A 17,936-nucleotide genomic window follows, 5' to 3' on the forward strand; every position below is an offset into this window, starting at 1 on the left:
GTCAGCGCTGGACCGCGCCGAAGCGTTCGTGGGCCACGGCGACGGCGGCCGCGCGGGCCTCGGAGGCTTCCTCGGCGGTCAGGGTGCGGTCGTCGGCGCGGAAACGCAGGCTGAACGCCAGCGACTTCTTGCCGTCCTCGATGCCCTTGCCCGCGTAGACGTCGAAGAGCGCCACGTCCTCGAGCAGTCCGCCGGCGCCCTCGCGCAGGGCGGCGAGCACCTCTTCCGCCGGGACCTCCTGCGCCACCACGAGGGCGACGTCCTGGCTGGCCACGGGGTAGCTGGAGATGTGCCGGGCCACGATGACGTCGGCGGCGGCCTCGAACAGGGCGTCGGCGTTGAACTCCACGGCCACGGAGCGGGCCGGCATGTCATGCGCGGCCAGCAGCTTCGGGTGCAGCTCGCCGGCGTAGCCCAGCACCTCGCCGGAGCGGAGCGCAAGCTGCGCGGCCCGTCCCGGGTGGAAGGCCTGGTGCCGGCCCTGGCTGACCACGATCTCGACGCCGAGGACGTCGCCGGCGAGCCGGGCGATGTCGAGGGCGTCGGCCCAGTCCCACGGCCGGGGCGCGTGGCCGGCGGCGGCCGGCGAGTCATGGCCGGTCAGGACGGCGGCGAGGTGCAGCGGCTGGTCCGGGACGCCGTCGTACAGGGCATCGAGGACCTCATCGGAGGGCTTGACGCCGAGCGGGGGGATGGTGGCGGTGCCCGGCGTTTCGCCCGGGAGGAACACGAGGCCGGCCTCGAACAGCGCCAGGTCCCGGAAGCCGCGGGAGTGGTTCCGCTTGGCCACCTCGAGCAGCCCGGGCAGGATGGAGGTCCGCAGGTAGCCGTGCTCCTCGCTGATCGGGTTGGCGAGCTTGAGGGCCTTCCGGGCCGTCCCTGCCGTGGGCACGCCGAAGGTGTCGTTGTCCGCCTTGGCGACGAACGGGTAGGCCATGACCTCGGTGAGGCCGGCGGCGGCGAGCGACTGGACCAGGCGGCGGCGCTGCTGCTGGACGCGGGTCAGGCCGCGGCCGGGGGGCGCCACCGGAAGCGTCGCGGGGATCTTGTCGTAGCCGACGAGCCGGGCGATTTCCTCGGAGAGGTCTTCCTTGGTTTCCAGATCGTTGCGCCAGCTCGGGGCCGTGACGCTCCAGCCGCCGTCGTTCTTCACCACGACGGCTCCGAGGTCCTCGAGCGACGTGACGATCTGCTCCTGCGCGAAGTCGATCCCGATCCGGTCCGAGGCGAACGCGGCGGGCAGGGCGACGGTCACGGCGTCCGGTGCGGTCCCGACGTCGGTCCCCCCGGCAGCGGCGGTCCCGCCGGCCAGTTCCATCAGGAGGTCGACGGCGCGCTGCGCGGCGATGTGCGCGACGTGCCAGTCCACGCCGCGTTCGAAGCGCTTGGAGGCCTCGGACGGGAGCTTGTGGCGGCGGCGGGAGCGGGCGATCGAGACTTCCTCGAAGTGCGCCGCCTCGATCAGGATCGTCGACGTCGAACCGCTGACCTCGGTGGAGGCGCCGCCCATGACACCGGCGACGCCGATCGGGCCGGAGCCGTCCGTGATCAGGAGGTCCTCGGCGTCGAGCGCGCGTTCCTTGCCGTCCAGCGTCTTGAGCTTTTCGCCGGGGACGGCACGCCGCACGACGATCTCGCCGGAGAGCCTGTCCTGGTCATAGAAGTGCAGCGGCTGGCCGAGCTCGAGCATGACGTAATTGGAGATGTCCACCGGCAGTGAGATGGAGCGGATGCCGGCGAGGCGGAGCCGTGAGGACATCCACGGCGGGGTGGGGCGGGTGGCGTCCACGCCGTGCACGGTCCGGGCCACGAAGCGGTCACATCCCGGCTTGCCGTAGATGGGGGCATCGTCGTTGATCTTGACGCCGTAGCCGCCGGTCAGCTCAGCGGGGGCCTGCACCTTCGACGCGGGGTCGGTGAAGCCGGTGCCGGTGGCGTGGGCGTATTCGCGGGCCACGCCGCGGATCGAGAACGCGTAGCCGCGGTCCGGGGTGACGTTGATTTCCGCGGCCTGGTCATGGAGGCCGAGCAGTTCCATCGCGTCGGTGCCGATTTCGGGATCCAGCCCGATCCGCGAGAGCACCAGGATGCCGTCGTGGTCCTCGCCGATGCCCAGTTCGCGGACGGAGGCGATCATGCCGGCGGAGAGGTGGCCGTAGGTCTTGCGCGCGGAGATGCGGAAGTCCCCGGGCAGCACGGCGCCCGGCAGGGTCACCACCACCTTGTCGCCCTCGACGAAGTTGTGGGCGCCGCAGATGACGCCCTGCACGCCGGAGGGGTCGATGCCCTCGCCGGTGAGGGCTTGCTGCTGGCCTTCGGGGACAACCCGGACCTGGCACCAGTTGATGGTCTTGCCGTTGGTCTGGGGCTCCTTGACGATGCTCAGGACCTGGCCCACCACGATGGGGCCCTGGAGGCTGTCCGTGGGGCGGTGGACTGCTTCTTCTTCAAAGCCAACCTTGACCAGTTCGGCCATGACGTCTTCGGCCGTTGCTCCGGCCGGTACCTGCGCGAATTCACGCAGCCAGGAAAGTGGGATACGCACTGTTAGATCTCCATCCCGAAGTGCTCGCTGAAACGTACATCGCCTTCGATCATGTCGCGCATGTCGCCCACCTCGTTGCGGAACATGAGCGTCCGCTCGATGCCCATGCCGAAGGCAAAACCTGAATAGATGTCCGGATCGATGCCGGCGGCGCGGAGGACGTTGGGGTTGACCATGCCGCAGCCGCCCCATTCGATCCAGCCGGGTCCGCCCTTGGCCCCCGGGTGCCAGATGTCCAGCTCCGCGGACGGCTCGGTGAACGGGAAGTAGTTGGGGCGCAGCCGGATCTGGGCCTCGTCGCCGAACATCTGGCGCGCAAAGTGCTCCAAAGTGCCGCGGAGGTCCGCCATGCTGAGCTTCCTGTCGATGGCCAGGCCTTCGAACTGGTGGAACACCGGGGTGTGCGTGGCGTCGAGCTCATCGGTGCGGAACACCTTGCCCGGGCACAGCACGTAGATGGGCAGTTCGCGCTCCAGCATCGAGCGGACCTGGACCGGGGAGGTGTGGGTGCGCATCAGCAGGTGGGCCTCGGGCGGCTCCACGAAGAAGGTGTCCTGCATTTCCCGGGCCGGGTGGTCCGGCTTGAAGTTCAGCGCGTCGAAGTTGAACCACTCCGATTCGACCTCGGGGCCTTCGGCGATTTCCCAGCCCATGCCGACGAAGATGTCCGCCACGCGTTCCTGCAGGGTGGACAGCGGGTGGCGCGCGCCGGCCCTGCGGCGGCGGGGCGCGGCGGTGACGTCGACGGTCTCCTCGACCAGGATCCGGGCGTCGTTCTCGGCTTCGAGCTCGGCGGTGCGGTCCGCGAGCGCCTTGTTGACGCGTCCGCGGGAGGCGCCCATGAGTTTCCCGGCGGCGGCCTTCTGGTCCTTGGGCAGCCCGCCGATCCCACGGTTCGCGAGGCTCAGCGCGGACTTTTCGCCGGTGTGCGCGAGCCGCACGGCCTTGAGTTCATCGAGCGTGGCGGCGGCGGCAATGGCGGCAACGGCCTGGTCTACGGCGGCGGTGATGGCGGCTTCATCCAGAGGATTCGGGATGGCAGCGCCCGGCAAAGTGTCAGTCATCTACTGTTCTTAGCTACGAGTCGGGTCATGCCGACGGCGGTGCGGCTGCGGGCGTTTGCTGGCAGCGCTTCTTTCGTCAACATCTGGCAGGATCATTTGTCAGGTCACAAGGGCAAGGTCACAAGGGCAAGGTCACAGGGCAGGGCCACAGGGCAGTCACCGAGGGCCGGCCACGCCGAAATCCCTCCGGCGGGCACCCTCCCCCAGTCTAGTAGACGGCGCCGCCGTGCCCGAACGGGTCCGGGCCAACCCCGCTACTATGGCCTCATGACGCCCGGAGAACGGCTGCGGCAACTTGCCAATGTGCTCAATGGCTCGACCCTGCTGGGGCTCCTGCTGGCCGCCGCCGCCCGCACCACTGTCAGCAACGCACCCCATGGCCTGCTGATTGCCACCGGCTACCGCTGGCGGCCGCCGTTCGCCGGGGCATTCACCGTCGGGAACGTGGTGCTGTTCCGCGCCGGCCCGGCGGAGGCCCTGGCCAACGCCGCGCTGCTGGGGCACGAGGAACGCCACAGCACCCAGTATGCCTGGTGCATCGGGCTGCCGTTCCTGCCGCTGTACTTCCTGGCGGCGGGGTGGTCCCTCTGGCGGACCGGCAATCCGGGGACGGGGAACGTCTTCGAGCGCCATGCCGGGCTGCAGGCCGGCGGCTACCCGGACGGCAAGGTGGGCGGAAAAGCGGGCGGCAAGCTTGGCGGCAGCCCTGACGCGGGCCGCGCGGCAGTCCTGACGGCAGTCCTGACGCGGGCCGCGCGGCCCCTGAGCGGAATGAGGCATGACATGACGGAGAGCCCCAGGACCATTGCGGTCACCGGATCCGGCAGCGCGGAGGCCGCACCCGACCTGCTGACCCTGTCCATCGGCGTGGAGTGCCGCCGCCAGGATGTCGGCACGGCCTACGGGGACGCCGGAAAGGTCTCGACCGCGATCACCGCGGTGCTCCGGGACCACGGCGTCGGCAGGCCGGACATCACCACCTCGGGCCTGAACGTCCGCGCCGAGGTCAACTGGCAGGAAGGCCGGGGGCAGACGGTCTCCGGGTACCTCGCCTCCAGCATGCTCAGTGTCCGGATCCGCGAACTGGCCGGTTCCTCGGAAGTCATCGCGGCAGCCGTGGCGGCCGGCGGCAACGACGTCCGGCTCAACGGCCTGGAGCTCGGATTCGCGGATCCGTCGGCCGTCACGGCCCGGGCCCGGGAAGCCGCGTGGCAGGACGCCCTCACGGCGGCGCAGCACTTCGCTTCCCTTTCCGGGGCCGGGCTCGGGAAGGTTCTCTCCATCACCCGGCAGTCCGGCTTCCAGGCGCCCATCCCCCTGGCGAAGATGGAGCGCGCCGTCGCGGCGGACGCGCTCACGGTCGAAGCCGGCGAATCCAGCGTCAGCGAGACGGTCAGCGTCGTCTGGGAACTGAACGCCTGAACTGCCCGCGGTGGCGTGCGGAGCTGCGTGCCGGGGGGTGTGCCGGGGGCGCTGCTTTCCGGTTGCCATCTTGACTTAAACTCGAACATACCTTCGAATGGACCAATGAGATGGGACGCACAAGCACTCACCGCTTCTAGAGACACCGCTTCTGGAGATACCGCCCTTGGGGATATCGCTTCTGGAGATACCGTCCCTGGTGACAGCCGTGGCGGGAGTGTTCCTGGCGGCGGCCGTGGCGGCACGGGATCCCCGGCCGCGCCCGCCGCCGATGCGCTGCTCCCGCTCGTGGGGCTGGTCCGTTCCGTCTCCACCCCGGAGTTTGCCGGCATCACCTTCCACGAGGTCACCGCCAAATCGGTGCTCAACAAGGTGGTGGCCGGTTCACGGATGCCGTTCGAATGGACCATCAACCCGTACCGCGGCTGCAGCCACGCCTGCGTCTACTGCTTCGCCCGCAAGAGCCACACCTACCTGGACTTCGACGCCGGGCTGGACTTCGACAGCCAGGTCGTCGTCAAGATCAACGCCGCGGAGGTCCTGCGCCGGGAACTCGCCAAACCGTCCTGGAGCCGCCAGCATGTGGCCCTCGGCACCAACACGGACCCGTACCAGCGGGCCGAGGGCCGCTACCGGCTGATGCCGGGCATCATCGGTGCCCTCGCCGATTCCGGCACTCCCCTGTCCATCCTGACCAAGGGCACGCTCCTGGCCCGGGACATTCCGCTCCTGAAGCACGCCGCGGCCCAGGTTCCGGTGGGGGTGGGCATCTCGCTGGCCATGACCGACGAACGGCTCTCCGAAGCCGTGGAGCCCGGAACCCCCGGTCCGCGGGCGCGGCTGAAACTGATCACCAGGCTCCGGGAGGCAGGACTGCCCTGCGGCGTCATGGCCATGCCCATCCTCCCCTGGCTTTCGGACAGCGACGAAGCGCTGGACGCCCTGTTCGGATCCCTGGCGGCTGCCGGGGCCACCGGCGTCACGGCAGGGGCGCTCTACCTGAAACCGGGCACCCGGGAATGGTTCATGCAGTGGATCGCCAAGGAATATCCGCAGCTCGTCGGCCGGTACCGGAGCCTGTATGGCACCGGATCCTACGCCTCCAAGGAATACCGGGCCTGGCTGGCCGGACGCGTCCGGCACTTCAAGGGACTCCATGGCTTCTACGGCTCCCAGGGGTTCAGCCACCGCGACCTCAACAACGATCCACGGGAGGAGGAGGCCCAGTATCCTGCCGGCAGCATCCCGGACAAGGCCGCCGGAACACACCGGCACGGAAGCGTGCAGGCCTACGCCGCGCAGCCCACGCTGTTCTGACCGCGCTGTCCTGACCGCGCTGTCCTGACCATGCTGCCCTGACCGCGGCAACCGCCCTGCTCCCGTGGCGGCAGTCAGAGGGCCTTGACGGCGCCGAGCACCTTGGCCAGCGAATCCTTCGCGTCCCCGAACAGCAGCGTCGTCTTCGGGTCGTGCAGGAGTTCGTTCTCGATGCCGGCGAAGCCGGGGCGCATCGAGCGCTTCAGGAACACCACCTGCTGGGCCTGCACCACGTCCAGGATCGGCATGCCGAAAATGGGCGATCCGGGAGAGGACTTCGCCGCCGGGTTGACCACGTCGTTGGCGCCCACCACGAGTGCGATGTCGGTGTTGGCGAATTCCGGATTGACCTCATCCAGTTCCCGCAGCGACTCATAGGGCACATTCGCCTCAGCGAGCAGCACGTTCATGTGGCCCGGCATCCGTCCTGCCACCGGGTGGATCGCGAAGACCACCTCCACGCCGCGCGCGGCCAGGGCCGTGGCGAGCTCAGCCACGGTGTGCTGGCCCTGCGCCACGGCCAGCCCGTAGCCGGGGACGATCACCACCCGCTGGGCGTAGCCGAGCTGGACGGCGACGTCCTCCGGCGAGGAGGAGCGCACCGGCCGGTCGCTCTGGATGGTCGAACCCGCCGTCGAGCCGCCGCGGAACGCCCCGAACATGATTCCTCCCACTCCGCGTCCCATCGCCGAGGCCATCACCTTGGTGAGGATGGTTCCGCTCGCCCCGACGAGCGTCCCGGCGACGAGCAGCAGCACGTTGCCCAGCACCACCCCGGACGCCGCAACAGCGAGACCGGTGAAGGCGTTGAGCAGCGAAATCACGATCGGCACATCTGCTCCCCCGACCGGCAGCACCAGCAGCAGGCCGGCCGCGAGCCCCAGCACCAGTAGGGCGAGCGCCCCGCCGGCGGAACCGCTGAAAACGACGAGGATGCCGGATGCGACGGCTCCGAGCAGCACCACCGCCATCACCCACGGCATGCCGGGAAAGAGCAGGGGGCGGGTGCTGATCAGCTCCTGCAGCTTCCCCACCGTCACCGCGGAACCGGCGAACGAGACCGCCCCCACCAGCATCGTGAAGACGACCGCCAGGCGCACCCACGGGTCCTCGCTGTGGCCCAGTTCGAGCACGGCGACCAGAGCGGCAGCCCCGCCTCCGACCCCATTAAACAGGGCGACCAGCTGGGGCATCTGGGTCATCTGCACGCGCCGGGCCACCGGGACGGCGACGGCCGAGCCGGCGGCTATGGCGGCCAGGATGAGCGGAATGTTGTCCAGCTTCGCGGCGAGGAACACCGTGACCACGGCCACGAGTGCGCCCGCGGCCCCGATGGCGTTGCCGCGGCGTGCCGTCCGGGGTGAACTGAGGCCCTTCAACGCCAGGATGAAGCAAACTGCAGCCACGAGGTAGAGCAGGGCTGTCCATCCGGGCCCGAGGATGCTCACTTGCCCGCGCCCCGGTCAGCACTCTTGACAGCGTCGTTAACCGCGTCGCTGACCCTGTCGCCGGCGCGGGGGCGGCCAGGCGTCCGGGCAGTCTTCCGGCCGCCGAACATCTCCAGCATCCGGTCGGTGACCACGAATCCGCCAACCAGGTTCGCCGTCGCCAGGACCACGGCGAGGAGGGCGATCGTCAGCAGCCAGGGATCGCCGGCGTGCCCCGCCACGATGATGGCGCCGACGAGGATGATGCCGTGGATGGCGTTGGCGCCGGACATGAGCGGGGTGTGCAGCTTGCTGGTGACCTTGGAGACCACTTCGAAGCCTACGAAGACGGCGAGCACCACGACCGTCAGCAGCGTGACCGGATCCATCAGGGCTGTCCCTCCTCCTTCGGTGCCGCCAAGTTCAATGCCGCCAAGGCGGACGCGGTGGCCGCGTGCTGCACGGAGCCGGCGCGGGTCAGGCAGGCGCCGGCGACAACCTCGTCGTCGAAATCGGGCCTGACCTGGCCGTCGGCGGTCATCAGGGCGAGGAGGTTGCTGACGTTCTTGGCGAACAGCCGCGAAGCGTCCGAGGGCATCGCGGAGGCCGCATCCTGCAGTCCGACCAGGGTCACGTAGCCGCCCACGACGGGCACCTGGACGTCCCGGCCAGCCACGACGCCCTCGACGTTGCCGCCGGATTCGGCGGCGAGGTCGACGACGACGGAACCGGCCCGCATGCCGGTCACCATGTCCATCGTGACGAGCAAGGGGGCGGCCCGGCCGGGAATGGCCGCCGTGGTGATGAGGACATCCGCGGCCGCGACATGCGGGGCCAGGAGGCCGCGTTGGCGCGCGGCCCGGTCCTCGCCGAGTTCGCGGGCATAGCCTCCGGTACCCTCCGCCGGGGTGTCGAGGTCCAGGTTGATGAAGGTGGCGCCCATCGAGGCGACTTCGTCGGCGGAGGCCGCCCGGATGTCATTGGCCGATACCCGGGCACCGAGGCGTTTCGCGGTGCCGATCGCCTGCAGCCCGGCGACGCCGGCCCCCAGGACCAGCACCCGGGCGGGCGGGACCGTCCCGGCGGCGGTCATATAGAGCGGGAAGAACCGGGGATAGCGTACGGCTGCCTCCAGCACTGCGCGGTAGCCGGCGACGAGGGCCTGGGAACTGAGCGCGTCCATGGATTGGGCACGGGAGATCCGCGGGACCAGTTCAAGCGCGAACGAGGTGATGCGGGCCGCGGCAAGTGCCCGGACGGTCGGCAATTCCGACGCCGGGGAGGCGAACCCGATGGTAATGGTGCCCTGCTGCAGCGTGGCCGCGAAGTCCGGGGTCAGCGGCCGGACGTGCAGGAGGACGTCCAACGATTCGAGCGGGAGTTCGGCGATGGTTGTGGCGCCTGCTTCCTTGAAGGCCGCGTCGGGGTAGCCGGATTCCATCCCCGCCCCGCACTCCACCACGACGTCCAGGCCGAGGGCGGTCAGCTGCCGCACAGTCTCCGGCGTGGCCGCGACCCGGCGCTCCCCCGCACGTTGCTCCCGCCTGACACCAACCTGCACGGACCACTCCTCCCGATCCGCTTCAGCGTAGCCACATGCCGGGCGGTTTGGCGAGAGGCAGGGCGGGTGACATGACCTAAGGGGACTTAGCCCCGGGCCACCGACGCGGGCCAGCACTGCGCCCGAGTGTAGTAGTGCCTCCTGCGTCAGGCCACCAGGGGCGAGCTCAGCGGAGTGCGTTTTAGGATTTTGACCTTTGCGTGGTGCCGGAGTTCGCGCCGGCGGCGGGTCTGGTCGTGGAGGGTTCCGGGGAGCGGGATGCCGGCCATCGTGGTGCCGGTCATGGGGGTGCCGGGGAGCGGGGGCGCGGTGGAGGAGTAGGTATGGCCGGTGGGGGTGGTGAGTTCGAGGGTGTGTCTCGGCCCGGGCCTCGGCTGCGCGGCCCAGCCGGGGATTTCCTTGGTGTGGTTGCAGGCTTCGCAGAGCGAGGATCCGTTGGCGTGGCTGGTGGCGCCGCCGTCGTGCCAGGGGATGATGTGGTCCAGGTGCCGGATCGGGGCGTCGCAGTAGGGGGTGCGGCAGGTGTCATCCCGTGCGGTCAGGAAGCGGCGCAGCCCGGCCGGGAAGAGCCTGGCCCGGGAGTCCAGGGCCAGCAGGTCCCCGGCCCCCGGGGCGGTGTAGAGCCGCCGCAGCCAGAGGGCGAACGCCGGCGAAGCCCCGGTGAGGCCGACGGTGCCGTTGCTGCCGAGGCCGTCGCGCGCGCCGGAATCCGACGCGCCGCCGGCCCCGCCGTAATCCGTTGTGCCATCCGTTGCGCCGGCCCCGGTTGCGCCGCCGGCCCCGGCCGCGCCGCCGCGGGCCGGGCCGGGGGTGAGGAGGGTCCGGGCCCACGCGGCGGGGACGATGCCGTAGCCGGGGAGCCGGGCCGGTTCGCTGTCGCCCTGGAACAGCGTCCGGTCGGTCATGACGAGCTGGAGCTGGACCCCGGTGATCCCGCCGGGGGTCCCGGTGACCCGCTCCACCAGAGCATCGGCCATCAGCTGCCCCCGGGAGCGCGGGTCCCCGCCGGAGCGCAGGGCCCCGGCGTGCCCGGTCAGCGCCGTGTAGACCGCGACGCCCTCCCGGGCCGGGAGCAGCGCGGTCAGGTACGTCATGGTGTCCGGCGCCGGGCGGAGGCTGACGTGCCGGTCCGTGGCGGCATGGGCGGCCCGGTCCGCGACCGGGCGCGGATCCCTCCGGTACGCCGCGGCGCGGGCCGCGGCCGTGATGGCCCGGTCCCCGGCGCCGGCGAACGTGCCGGTGTCGGCGGCGAGCTCCCCGTCGACCGCGGCCCGGTCCGCGGCCGACAGGCACGCCGTCTCGCGGACCAGGAGCGTCGCGCGCCATTCGTTCAGGTCCCCGGCGGCCAGCGCGGCCAGCGTCCGCGGCATCTCCGCCACGAGTGCCCTGGCCAGGCCCAGCAGCCGGCCGCCGCGGGACGGGGACTCCCGCCGGGACAGGGCGATCTGCGCCCCGACGCCTTTCCCGAGCTCCGCCGCCGGCACCCCCGCAAGCTCCTGGGCCCGGCGTTCCAGGGCATCGAAGGCCACGGCGATCCGGGCCTGCGCCGCGGCCGCGGCGGACTTCACATCCTCCAGCTCCCGCAGCTGGGCGATCATCCCGGCCCCGTCCCCGCACGGCCGGACCGCGGCCAGGGAGCCGGCCAGGTTCCTGACCGCCATGCCTTCCGTTACCGCCGGAGCCGCTTCCGGCTCCCTATTGCCGTTCATGAACCAAGTCAAGCAGGCACCTACGACAGTAAGAGACCCATGTCACGGTGGCGGAGAAAAAGGGGCCGCGGGAATCGACCGACAGGCCTAAGCCAGGTTTAAGGGGCCGGAACCGGGCGGATCATGTCGCCGGCGTGCCGTTGGGGACCGGAACCGCACCATGGACCGCACCCGATCCGCAGCGCGAAGCCTGGAGCGTGTCCAGGAGCGCCTCAACAATGGGGAAGTCTGCCGGGATCCAAGGCAGGCCCAGCACGTCCTCGCGGTCCGCCACGTCGATCCAGCGCAGCTCGTCGTGATCCTGCAGGGGGTGCGGCTCGCCGTCGGCCAGTTCCGCAAACCACACCCGCATCGCGGCCCGCTCGTTGAGCGGCCAGCCGGAGGCGGACGACGCCGGCAGCTCCGCCCCCAGCCGGACAGTGACGCCGAGCTCTTCGAGCAGCTCGCGCTGGAGCGCCTGCTCCGGGGTCTCGCCGGACTCCACCTTGCCGCCGGGAAACTCCCACATGCCGGCAAACTGCGGCGGCGCCGTCCGCCGTGCAACGAGCAGCCGGGCCGGTTCCGCCAGGGAGTCCACTACTGCGCCGCCAACAACGTTAATGAGTCCAGTCACGCCCCCAAGTCTAGGGCGGCGGTGCGGTGCGGGAGAATGGAGAGTGCCGCGGTCCCGAAATCCCGCGAATACCGGGAATACAGCGCACCCCCGCGAAGTTGCACACATCATATTTAAGATGCCGAATCCTCCTGGCGGCTGCCCGGAAAATCCCCGAAAAGCGGACGAATGACAACCACCCAACAAGCCCCGGCCACGCCAAAAACCGGCGCCCGCCATCTTGCCCTCGCCATTGTTGCCCTTGCCATGGGCGGATTCGGCATCGGAACCACCGAATTCACCATGATGGGCCTGCTCAAGGAAGTGGAGCAGGGCCTGAACATCAGCACCCAGGAGGCCGGCCACCTGATCTCGGCCTACGCCCTCGGCGTTGTCATCGGCGCGCCCGTGCTGGCCGCCGTCGGCGCCAGGATGCCGCGGAAATATCTGGCCCTGGGACTGATGCTCTTCTTCAGCGTCGCCAACCTCACATCCTTCATTGCCCCGGACTACGGCACGATGCTGGTGTCACGGTTCGCGGCGGGGCTGCCCCACGGCGCCTTCTTCGGCGTTGCGGCCGTCATCGCCGCCTCCCTGGTCGCTCCGACCAGGCGGGGCTGGGCGATCTCGATGGTGATGGCCGGCCTGACCGTGTCCAATGTCATCGGCGTCCCGTTCGCCACGTGGCTCGGCCAGAGCTACGGCTGGCGGCTGCTGTTCCTGCTGGTCGGCCTGATCGGCATCATCACGCTCGTCATGCTGTGGCGGTTCGTGCCGTTCCAGAAGCCCCACGCCGATGCCAGCTTCCGCCGGGAGCTCAGCGCGCTGAAGCGGCTCCAGGTCTGGCTGGCCATCCTGATCGGGATCGTGGGCTTTGGCGGCTTCTTCGCCACCTACACCTACATCGCCCACACCATGACCGACGTCGCCGGCATCCCCGCCGCGTGGCTGCCGCTGGTAGTGGCGCTCTACGGACTCGGCATGGTGGCCGGCAACATCGTCGGTGGCCGGATCGCTGACAAGTCCGTGATGGGAACCATCTACTGGGTCCTGCCCGCCACCGCCGTGGCACTCGTGGTCTACGCAGTGGCCGTGCACTGGCCCTGGTCCGCCTTCGTCATGGTCTTCGTGGTGGGCGGCGCCGGATCCCTGCTGGTCCCGGCCCTGCAGACCCGGCTGCTGGATGCCTCACCCGATGCCCCGTCGCTGGCGTCCTCGCTGAACCATGCGGCCCTCAACGTGGCCAACGCCCTCGGCGCCTTCCTCGGCGGCCTCGTCATCGCCTGGGGCTGGGGCTACGTCGCGCCTGCCCTCGTGGGCGCCGTCCTGGCCCTGCTGGGGCTCGGCGTCGCCGCCGTCAGCGGCCTCGTGGAACGCAAGAGGCCGCTGGCCCCATAGCCCGCGCAATGCGGCCACGGCCCAGCGGCCCCTGCCCAAATCCGTCAGGAGGCGTTGACCCGCTCGACGTCGGGTTCGAGGTAGATGACCCGGGCGATCGGGACGGCCGCGCGGATCCGGGCCTCGGCGTCGTCGATCGCCTGGGCGATGTCCTGGCCCGAGTCGGCGCGGCCGACGCTGATCTTGGCGGCCACCAGCAGTTCCTCGGGACCCAGGTGCAGGGTCTTGAGGTGGATGATGCCGGTCCCGCCGGCTTCGATGGCGGTCCGGATCCGGGCGACGTCCGCACTGGTCGCCGACTCCCCCAGCAGCAGCGACTTCGTCTCCACAGCCAGCACGATCGCGATGGCCACCAGCAGCAGCCCGATCATGCCGGTGCCGAGGGCATCCCAGATGCCGTCGCCGGTGATGAGCGTCAGGCCCACGCCGAGGAGCGCAAAGACGAGGCCCACGAGGGCGCCGAAGTCCTCGAGCAGGACGACCGGGAGCTCCGGCTGCTTGGCATTGCGGATGAATTTGGCCCAGCTCTGCTTGCCGCGGAGCGGATTCGATTCGACGATCGCGGTCCGGAAGGAGAAGGACTCGGCGACGATGGCGCCCACGAGCACGGCCAGCGGCACCCACCAGAAGTCGCCCTCGATGGCATGCGGGTGCTGGATTTTTCCCCACGCTTCATACAGCGCGAAAAGTCCGCCCACGCTGAACAGCACGATCGAGACGATGAAGGCGTAGATGTAGCGTTCGCGTCCGTAGCCGAACGGGTGCTCCGGGCTGGCTGCCTTCCGGGCGCGCTTGCCGCCGAGGAGCAGGAGAAGCTGGTTACCCGAGTCCGCGACGGAGTGGATGGCTTCCGCCAGCATGGACGAGGACAGTGTCAGCGCGAAGGCGACGAACTTCAGGACGGCGATGGTCAGGTTGGCGGCCAGCGCCGCGACAATCGCCTTGGTACCGCCATTTGCAGCCACGTGAGCTTCTCCTTCGGGGATTCTTGCCGGGTGGTCGCGGGCCCGGCAATGCCCGTGCCCGCAAGGAATACCGTACCCGTTCCGGGGCGGCGACCGCACGGCGACCGCACCGCGGCCGGAACACTCCGGCCAGGTAACGATTGGGTGTGATCCTGCTGACAAGGAATCGGGCCTATGTTAGCTTGAAGCCATAGTCGGCATTCACAATTTGGAGGCCGACGATTATGTAGGAGGAGACATGGGCTTTCTTGGCTGGATCATTCTCGGACTCATAGTAGGTGCAATCGTTAAGGCGGTCATGCCTGGCAAGGTCGGCGGCGGCTGGGTTACCAGCCTCGTGCTCGGCGTCGTCGGTGCGATCGTCGGCGGCTGGATCGGCGACCTGCTGTTCGGTGGCGGCAAGATGGAATTCTGGAACCTCGGTTCCTGGCTCCTCGCCATTGTCGGCGGCCTGGTAGTTGCCGGTATCTACGGCGCTGTCACCGGACGCAACCGGACCACGTAGTTTGCAGTAATTGCACTGTCCATCGGCCGGGCGCCACGGTGCCAGGCAGATGCAGGTACGACGGCGGAGGCCCACCTTTTCGGTGGACCCCCGCCGTATTTTGTTGTCCGCCTGATCCGGGCGGCGCTAGGAAGGGTGCGCTCCGGAATCCTGCTGTGACCGTGCACTGGCGTAAAGGCAGAGGGTCGCGGCGGTCGCGAGGTTGAGGCTTTCCGCGGCGCCGTGGACCGGCACCGCCACCCGGTGGTCTGCCAGCGCGAGCTCGTCCTCGGAAAGGCCCTGGGCCTCGTTGCCGAACAACCAGGCGGTCGGGTTTTCCAGCGCGTAGTCGGATCCGGCGGCGGACGCCCCCAGGCGACGGGCCGTGTTTTCGTCCTGCAGCCGTTCCAGGTTCAGCTGGCCGTAGCCGTCGGCGGCCAGTACGCCGATCCCGCGTTCCTTGCAGCGGGCCACCAGCTCCCCCACCTCGGCGCCGAGCACCACCGGCAGGTGGAAGAGGGATCCCGCCGTCGAGCGGACCGCCTTGGGGTTGTAGATGTCCACGCTGGATGCGGTCAGGATGACGGCGTCCGCGCCGGCCGCGTCGGCTGCCCGGAGCACGGTTCCGGCGTTGCCCGGGTCGCGGACCTGGCACAGCACGGCAACCAGCTGCGGACCGGCGTCGAGTACCTGCTCAAGGCTCACGTCCAGGAAACCGCAGACCGCGAGAATGCCCTGCGGGTTGACCGTGTCCGCCATCGCGGCGAGCACCTCGTCGGTGGCGAGGTATGCGGTGGTGCCCTCCGCCAGCTTCTCCAGCTCGGGATAGCGGTCCAGGCAGGCCTCGCTCGCGTAGACCTCATAGACGATGCCGGGCTCCCCCGCGGCAATCCTTTTCTGGTGCAGGGCCAGGGCCTCCCGGACAGCCTGCGGGCCCTCCACCAGGAACTCGCTGCGCTTTAAACGGGCCGGGCGCCCGGCAAGTTGTGCCACCTTCCTCACCCGATCAGCTCGAGGGTTGGAAAGTGGAAAGTCTTGCGGGCGCCCGGTTTCGTTCATATAAGAACCTTAGTTGCTGTTGCAGCCGGTTCTCGAACGACGCAGTTCGTGAACTACTGCACGGCTACTTGGCAGCCTCGGCGGCAACCTTCTTGGCGGCGGGCTTCTTGGCAGCCTTGGCCTTCGGTGCAGCTTCAGCCGTAACGGCCGGAGCGGACGTGTCGGCGGGCAGCGAGTCCTTGGCGATCTGCACCAGCGCGGCGAAGGCGTTGGCGTCAGAAACGGCAAGCTCGGCCAGCATACGGCGGTCAACCTCGACCTCAGCGGCCTTCAGGCCCTGGATCAGGCGGTTGTAGGTCAGGCCGTTGGCGCGGGAGGCAGCGTTGATGCGCTGGATCCACAGGCGGCGGAAGTCGCCCTTCTTCTTCTTGCGGTCGCCGTAGCTGTACACAAACGAGTGCAGCAGCTGCTCTTTGGCCTTGCGGTACAGGCGTGAACGCTGTCCACGGTAGCCCTTTGCGCGTTCAAGGATAACCCGGCGCTTCTTGTGGGCGTTGACCGCCCTCTTCACACGTGCCACGTGCGTACTCCTTCGAAAATTCTGATCCCAAGCGTCTACTGCCGGACGAACCGGCTGGCCTGAGAAGCCTTTTGGTAGTTGACCGCTGCCAGGTGGCAGTCAGCCAGAGAACTTGGAACTTAGATGCCGAGCATCTTCCGGATGACCTTGGCGTCGCCCTTGAAGACGATCTTGTCGCCGGCGAGGCGGCGGGTCAGCCTGGAGGACTTGTGCTCGAGGTAGTGGCGGCGGTTGGCCTGCTGGCGGCGCAGCTTGCCGCTGCCAGTCAGCTTGAAGCGCTTCTTAGCACCGCTGTGGGTCTTCATCTTCGGCATGGGAACCGATCTCCTTACGTATCCGCAGACATGGTCTGCAGTTCTTTCGTGCAGCCGCCCCTGCGGGCGGCGTGCTGGTTGCCTGCTGCCGGACATTGCTGTCCGGCAGCCGTGAACTAGTTGGTCTTCTTGCTGCCCGGCTTGGCGGCGGACTTCGGCGCAGCCGGCCGTGCCGCGGGCTTCGGTGCCGAAGGCCGCGGTACCGGCTTGGGAGCCGCAACCGGCTTCGGAGCCACTGCCGGAGCGGGAGCCTTGGCAGCTTCCGGAGCCTTCGGAGCTTCGGTCGCGTTGGCCGGCGCAGCGGCAGGTGTCTGGGCCACCGGCGGCTTCGCGGCGGCCTTGGGAGCCTCCCGCTTCGGAGCTGCCTGCCTGGCGGCCTTGGGGGCCTCCTGCTTGGGCGCTTCCTGGACGGGAGCCTTTTCTGCCGGCGCTTCCTGCACCTTGACCTCGGCGGCGGGGGCCTCCGTGGCTACGGTTCCTTCGACTGCTTTGTCCTCGACCGCGTTGTCCGCGGCAGGGGCCTCGGCAACCGCGGGGGCTGCTTCCGCTGCCGGAGCTTCCGTGGCCGGAGCCTCCGTCTTGATCTGGTATCCCTCCGGAAGGAGGTCGGCCAGGGACTGCGTCAGCGGGGCGTTGCTGTCGCCGGAAACGTCCACGCGACCGGGGGCCCCGGAGGCCTTGGCTTCGTTCTCTGCCTTGGCTTCCGCACGCTGCGATGCGCGGCGGGCCTCCGCCTTGGCCTCGGCCTTGTTCTTCAGGGGACCCACCACCATGACCATGTTGCGGCCATCGATACGCGGGCTTGACTCCACCACGCCGACTTCGGCGACGTCGTCGGCAAAGCGCTGCAGCAGGCGGATGCCCATCTCGGGGCGCTGCTGCTCACGGCCGCGGAACTGGATCATGGCCTTGACCTTGTCACCGGCACCGAGGAACCGGAGCGCGTGGCCGCGCTTGGTCTCGTAGTCGTGGGTGTCGATCTTCAGGCGGAAGCGGATTTCCTTCAGAACCGTGTTGGTCTGGTTCTTCCGGGCCTCGCGTGCCTTGACCGCAGCTTCGTACTTGTACTTGCCGAAGTCCATCAGCTTGCACACCGGAGGCTTGGCCTGCGGTGCAACTTCAACGAGATCAAGATCGGACTCGGCAGCCAAACGCAGGGCATCCTCAATACGGACAACTCCTACTTGTTCGCCTGCAGGGCCGACCAGCCGCACCTCGGGGACGCGGATACGCTCATTGATTCTTGGCTCGCTAATGTTAAAGCTCCTGTGTTCGTGAGTGGCATTCCACCGGCAAATAGAGAAGGCCCCCAATTGCCGGAGCAATCGAAGGCCTCGAAGATCGGAGCTGCCTGCCTCGCATAGAGGCGGCATGCGTTCCCGCCAGGCTGATGCCCGGGGAAAACGCCCGACCAGGTACCCGGCAACCTTACTTCCCGAAGAAAGATTCGCGGCTGACGCGGGTGGGAGAGAACTCCGCTTGCAAACTGAAAACCGATTCTACAGAACGAATCCCGTCCGGCGCTACCTGCCTGATCGGGCAGGAACCGGAGGGACTGT

At 69.1% G+C, this 17,936-nt stretch carries 16 protein-coding genes and 1 pseudogene; 5 read left to right on the forward strand and 12 right to left on the reverse strand.

All coding sequences use genetic code 11. The features are described 5' to 3' along the window. Window position 1 precedes the first annotated feature (1 nt). On the reverse strand, window positions 2–2,545 hold the full coding sequence (gene pheT, locus ACQCSZ_RS12115) for a phenylalanine--tRNA ligase subunit beta (protein ID WP_427008196.1): 2,544 nt from the start codon (window positions 2,543–2,545) through the stop codon (window positions 2–4). Between the two features lie 2 nt (window positions 2,546–2,547). Beyond that, window positions 2,548–3,609 (reverse strand): phenylalanine--tRNA ligase subunit alpha, encoded by a 1,062-nt coding sequence (gene pheS, locus ACQCSZ_RS12120; RefSeq protein WP_211879022.1) that lies wholly within the window; start codon window positions 3,607–3,609, stop codon window positions 2,548–2,550. Between the two features lie 267 nt (window positions 3,610–3,876). Between pheS and ACQCSZ_RS12125 the strand changes: the two are divergent. The 3 genes and pseudogenes from ACQCSZ_RS12125 to ACQCSZ_RS12135 all read left to right on the forward strand — a co-directional run. Further along, window positions 3,877–4,269 (forward strand): annotated as a pseudogene (locus tag ACQCSZ_RS12125) (hypothetical protein); the annotation flags it as partial. 123 nt (window positions 4,270–4,392) lie between these two features. Then, window positions 4,393–5,031, forward strand: coding sequence for an SIMPL domain-containing protein (locus ACQCSZ_RS12130; protein WP_427008323.1), 639 nt, complete (start codon window positions 4,393–4,395; stop codon window positions 5,029–5,031). 105 nt (window positions 5,032–5,136) lie between these two features. Next, the gene (locus ACQCSZ_RS12135) at window positions 5,137–6,348 is read left to right on the forward strand and encodes an Rv2578c family radical SAM protein (RefSeq protein WP_427008197.1); all 1,212 of its coding nucleotides are present in this window, start codon (window positions 5,137–5,139) and stop codon (window positions 6,346–6,348) included. Window positions 6,349–6,422: 74 nt separating this feature from the next. On the opposite strand, the gene ACQCSZ_RS12140 is transcribed toward ACQCSZ_RS12135, so the two are convergent. The 5 genes from ACQCSZ_RS12140 to ACQCSZ_RS12160 all read right to left on the reverse strand — a co-directional run bounded on the left by ACQCSZ_RS12140 (window position 6,423) and on the right by ACQCSZ_RS12160 (window position 11,658). Then, window positions 6,423–7,796, reverse strand: coding sequence for an NAD(P)(+) transhydrogenase (Re/Si-specific) subunit beta (locus ACQCSZ_RS12140; RefSeq protein WP_427008198.1), 1,374 nt, complete (start codon window positions 7,794–7,796; stop codon window positions 6,423–6,425). After that, window positions 7,793–8,164 (reverse strand): NAD(P) transhydrogenase subunit alpha, encoded by a 372-nt coding sequence (locus ACQCSZ_RS12145; RefSeq protein WP_427008199.1) that lies wholly within the window; start codon window positions 8,162–8,164, stop codon window positions 7,793–7,795. Before ACQCSZ_RS12145 ends, ACQCSZ_RS12140 begins: the two co-directional genes overlap by 4 nt. After that, on the reverse strand, window positions 8,164–9,336 hold the full coding sequence (locus ACQCSZ_RS12150) for a Re/Si-specific NAD(P)(+) transhydrogenase subunit alpha (RefSeq protein WP_427008200.1): 1,173 nt from the start codon (window positions 9,334–9,336) through the stop codon (window positions 8,164–8,166). The genes ACQCSZ_RS12145 and ACQCSZ_RS12150 overlap by 1 nt, the downstream gene beginning before the upstream one ends. A 146-nt stretch (window positions 9,337–9,482) precedes the next feature. Then, window positions 9,483–11,045: an HNH endonuclease gene (locus tag ACQCSZ_RS12155; RefSeq protein ID WP_427008201.1), complete on the reverse strand. Its 1,563-nt coding sequence runs from the start codon at window positions 11,043–11,045 to the stop codon at window positions 9,483–9,485. A gap of 121 nt (window positions 11,046–11,166) precedes the next feature. Beyond that, window positions 11,167–11,658, reverse strand: coding sequence for a (deoxy)nucleoside triphosphate pyrophosphohydrolase (locus ACQCSZ_RS12160; protein ID WP_427008202.1), 492 nt, complete (start codon window positions 11,656–11,658; stop codon window positions 11,167–11,169). Between the two features lie 168 nt (window positions 11,659–11,826). Here ACQCSZ_RS12160 and ACQCSZ_RS12165 point away from each other — a divergent pair, with 168 nt between their 5' ends. Then, a complete protein-coding gene (locus ACQCSZ_RS12165) occupies window positions 11,827–13,035 on the forward strand; it encodes an MFS transporter (protein ID WP_427008203.1) in 1,209 nt (402 codons plus the stop codon). 44 nt (window positions 13,036–13,079) lie between these two features. Here ACQCSZ_RS12165 and ACQCSZ_RS12170 read toward each other — a convergent pair whose 3' ends face one another. Further along, on the reverse strand, window positions 13,080–14,000 hold the full coding sequence (locus tag ACQCSZ_RS12170; RefSeq protein ID WP_427008204.1) for a cation diffusion facilitator family transporter: 921 nt from the start codon (window positions 13,998–14,000) through the stop codon (window positions 13,080–13,082). Between the two features lie 238 nt (window positions 14,001–14,238). Here ACQCSZ_RS12170 and ACQCSZ_RS12175 point away from each other — a divergent pair, with 238 nt between their 5' ends. Beyond that, window positions 14,239–14,505, forward strand: a complete 267-nt coding sequence (locus ACQCSZ_RS12175; RefSeq protein ID WP_211879039.1) for a GlsB/YeaQ/YmgE family stress response membrane protein — start codon at window positions 14,239–14,241, stop codon at window positions 14,503–14,505. A gap of 126 nt (window positions 14,506–14,631) precedes the next feature. On the opposite strand, the gene ACQCSZ_RS12180 is transcribed toward ACQCSZ_RS12175, so the two are convergent. The 4 genes from ACQCSZ_RS12180 to infC all read right to left on the reverse strand — a co-directional run bounded on the left by ACQCSZ_RS12180 (window position 14,632) and on the right by infC (window position 17,750). Beyond that, the gene (locus tag ACQCSZ_RS12180; protein ID WP_427008205.1) at window positions 14,632–15,543 is read right to left on the reverse strand and encodes a TrmH family RNA methyltransferase; all 912 of its coding nucleotides are present in this window, start codon (window positions 15,541–15,543) and stop codon (window positions 14,632–14,634) included. Window positions 15,544–15,607: 64 nt separating this feature from the next. Next, entirely contained in the window at window positions 15,608–16,063 is a 456-nt protein-coding gene (gene rplT / locus ACQCSZ_RS12185) for a 50S ribosomal protein L20 (RefSeq protein WP_427008206.1), read from the reverse strand. 119 nt (window positions 16,064–16,182) lie between these two features. Continuing rightward, window positions 16,183–16,377, reverse strand: a complete 195-nt coding sequence (gene rpmI, locus ACQCSZ_RS12190) for a 50S ribosomal protein L35 (protein ID WP_009358635.1) — start codon at window positions 16,375–16,377, stop codon at window positions 16,183–16,185. A gap of 116 nt (window positions 16,378–16,493) precedes the next feature. Next, window positions 16,494–17,750: a translation initiation factor IF-3 gene (infC, locus tag ACQCSZ_RS12195; RefSeq protein ID WP_427008207.1), complete on the reverse strand. Its 1,257-nt coding sequence runs from the start codon at window positions 17,748–17,750 to the stop codon at window positions 16,494–16,496. Window positions 17,751–17,936: the final 186 nt, after the last annotated feature.

The sequence above is a fragment of the Pseudarthrobacter sp. H2 genome, from assembly GCF_050157045.1.
Taxonomy (GTDB): domain Bacteria; phylum Actinomycetota; class Actinomycetes; order Actinomycetales; family Micrococcaceae; genus Arthrobacter.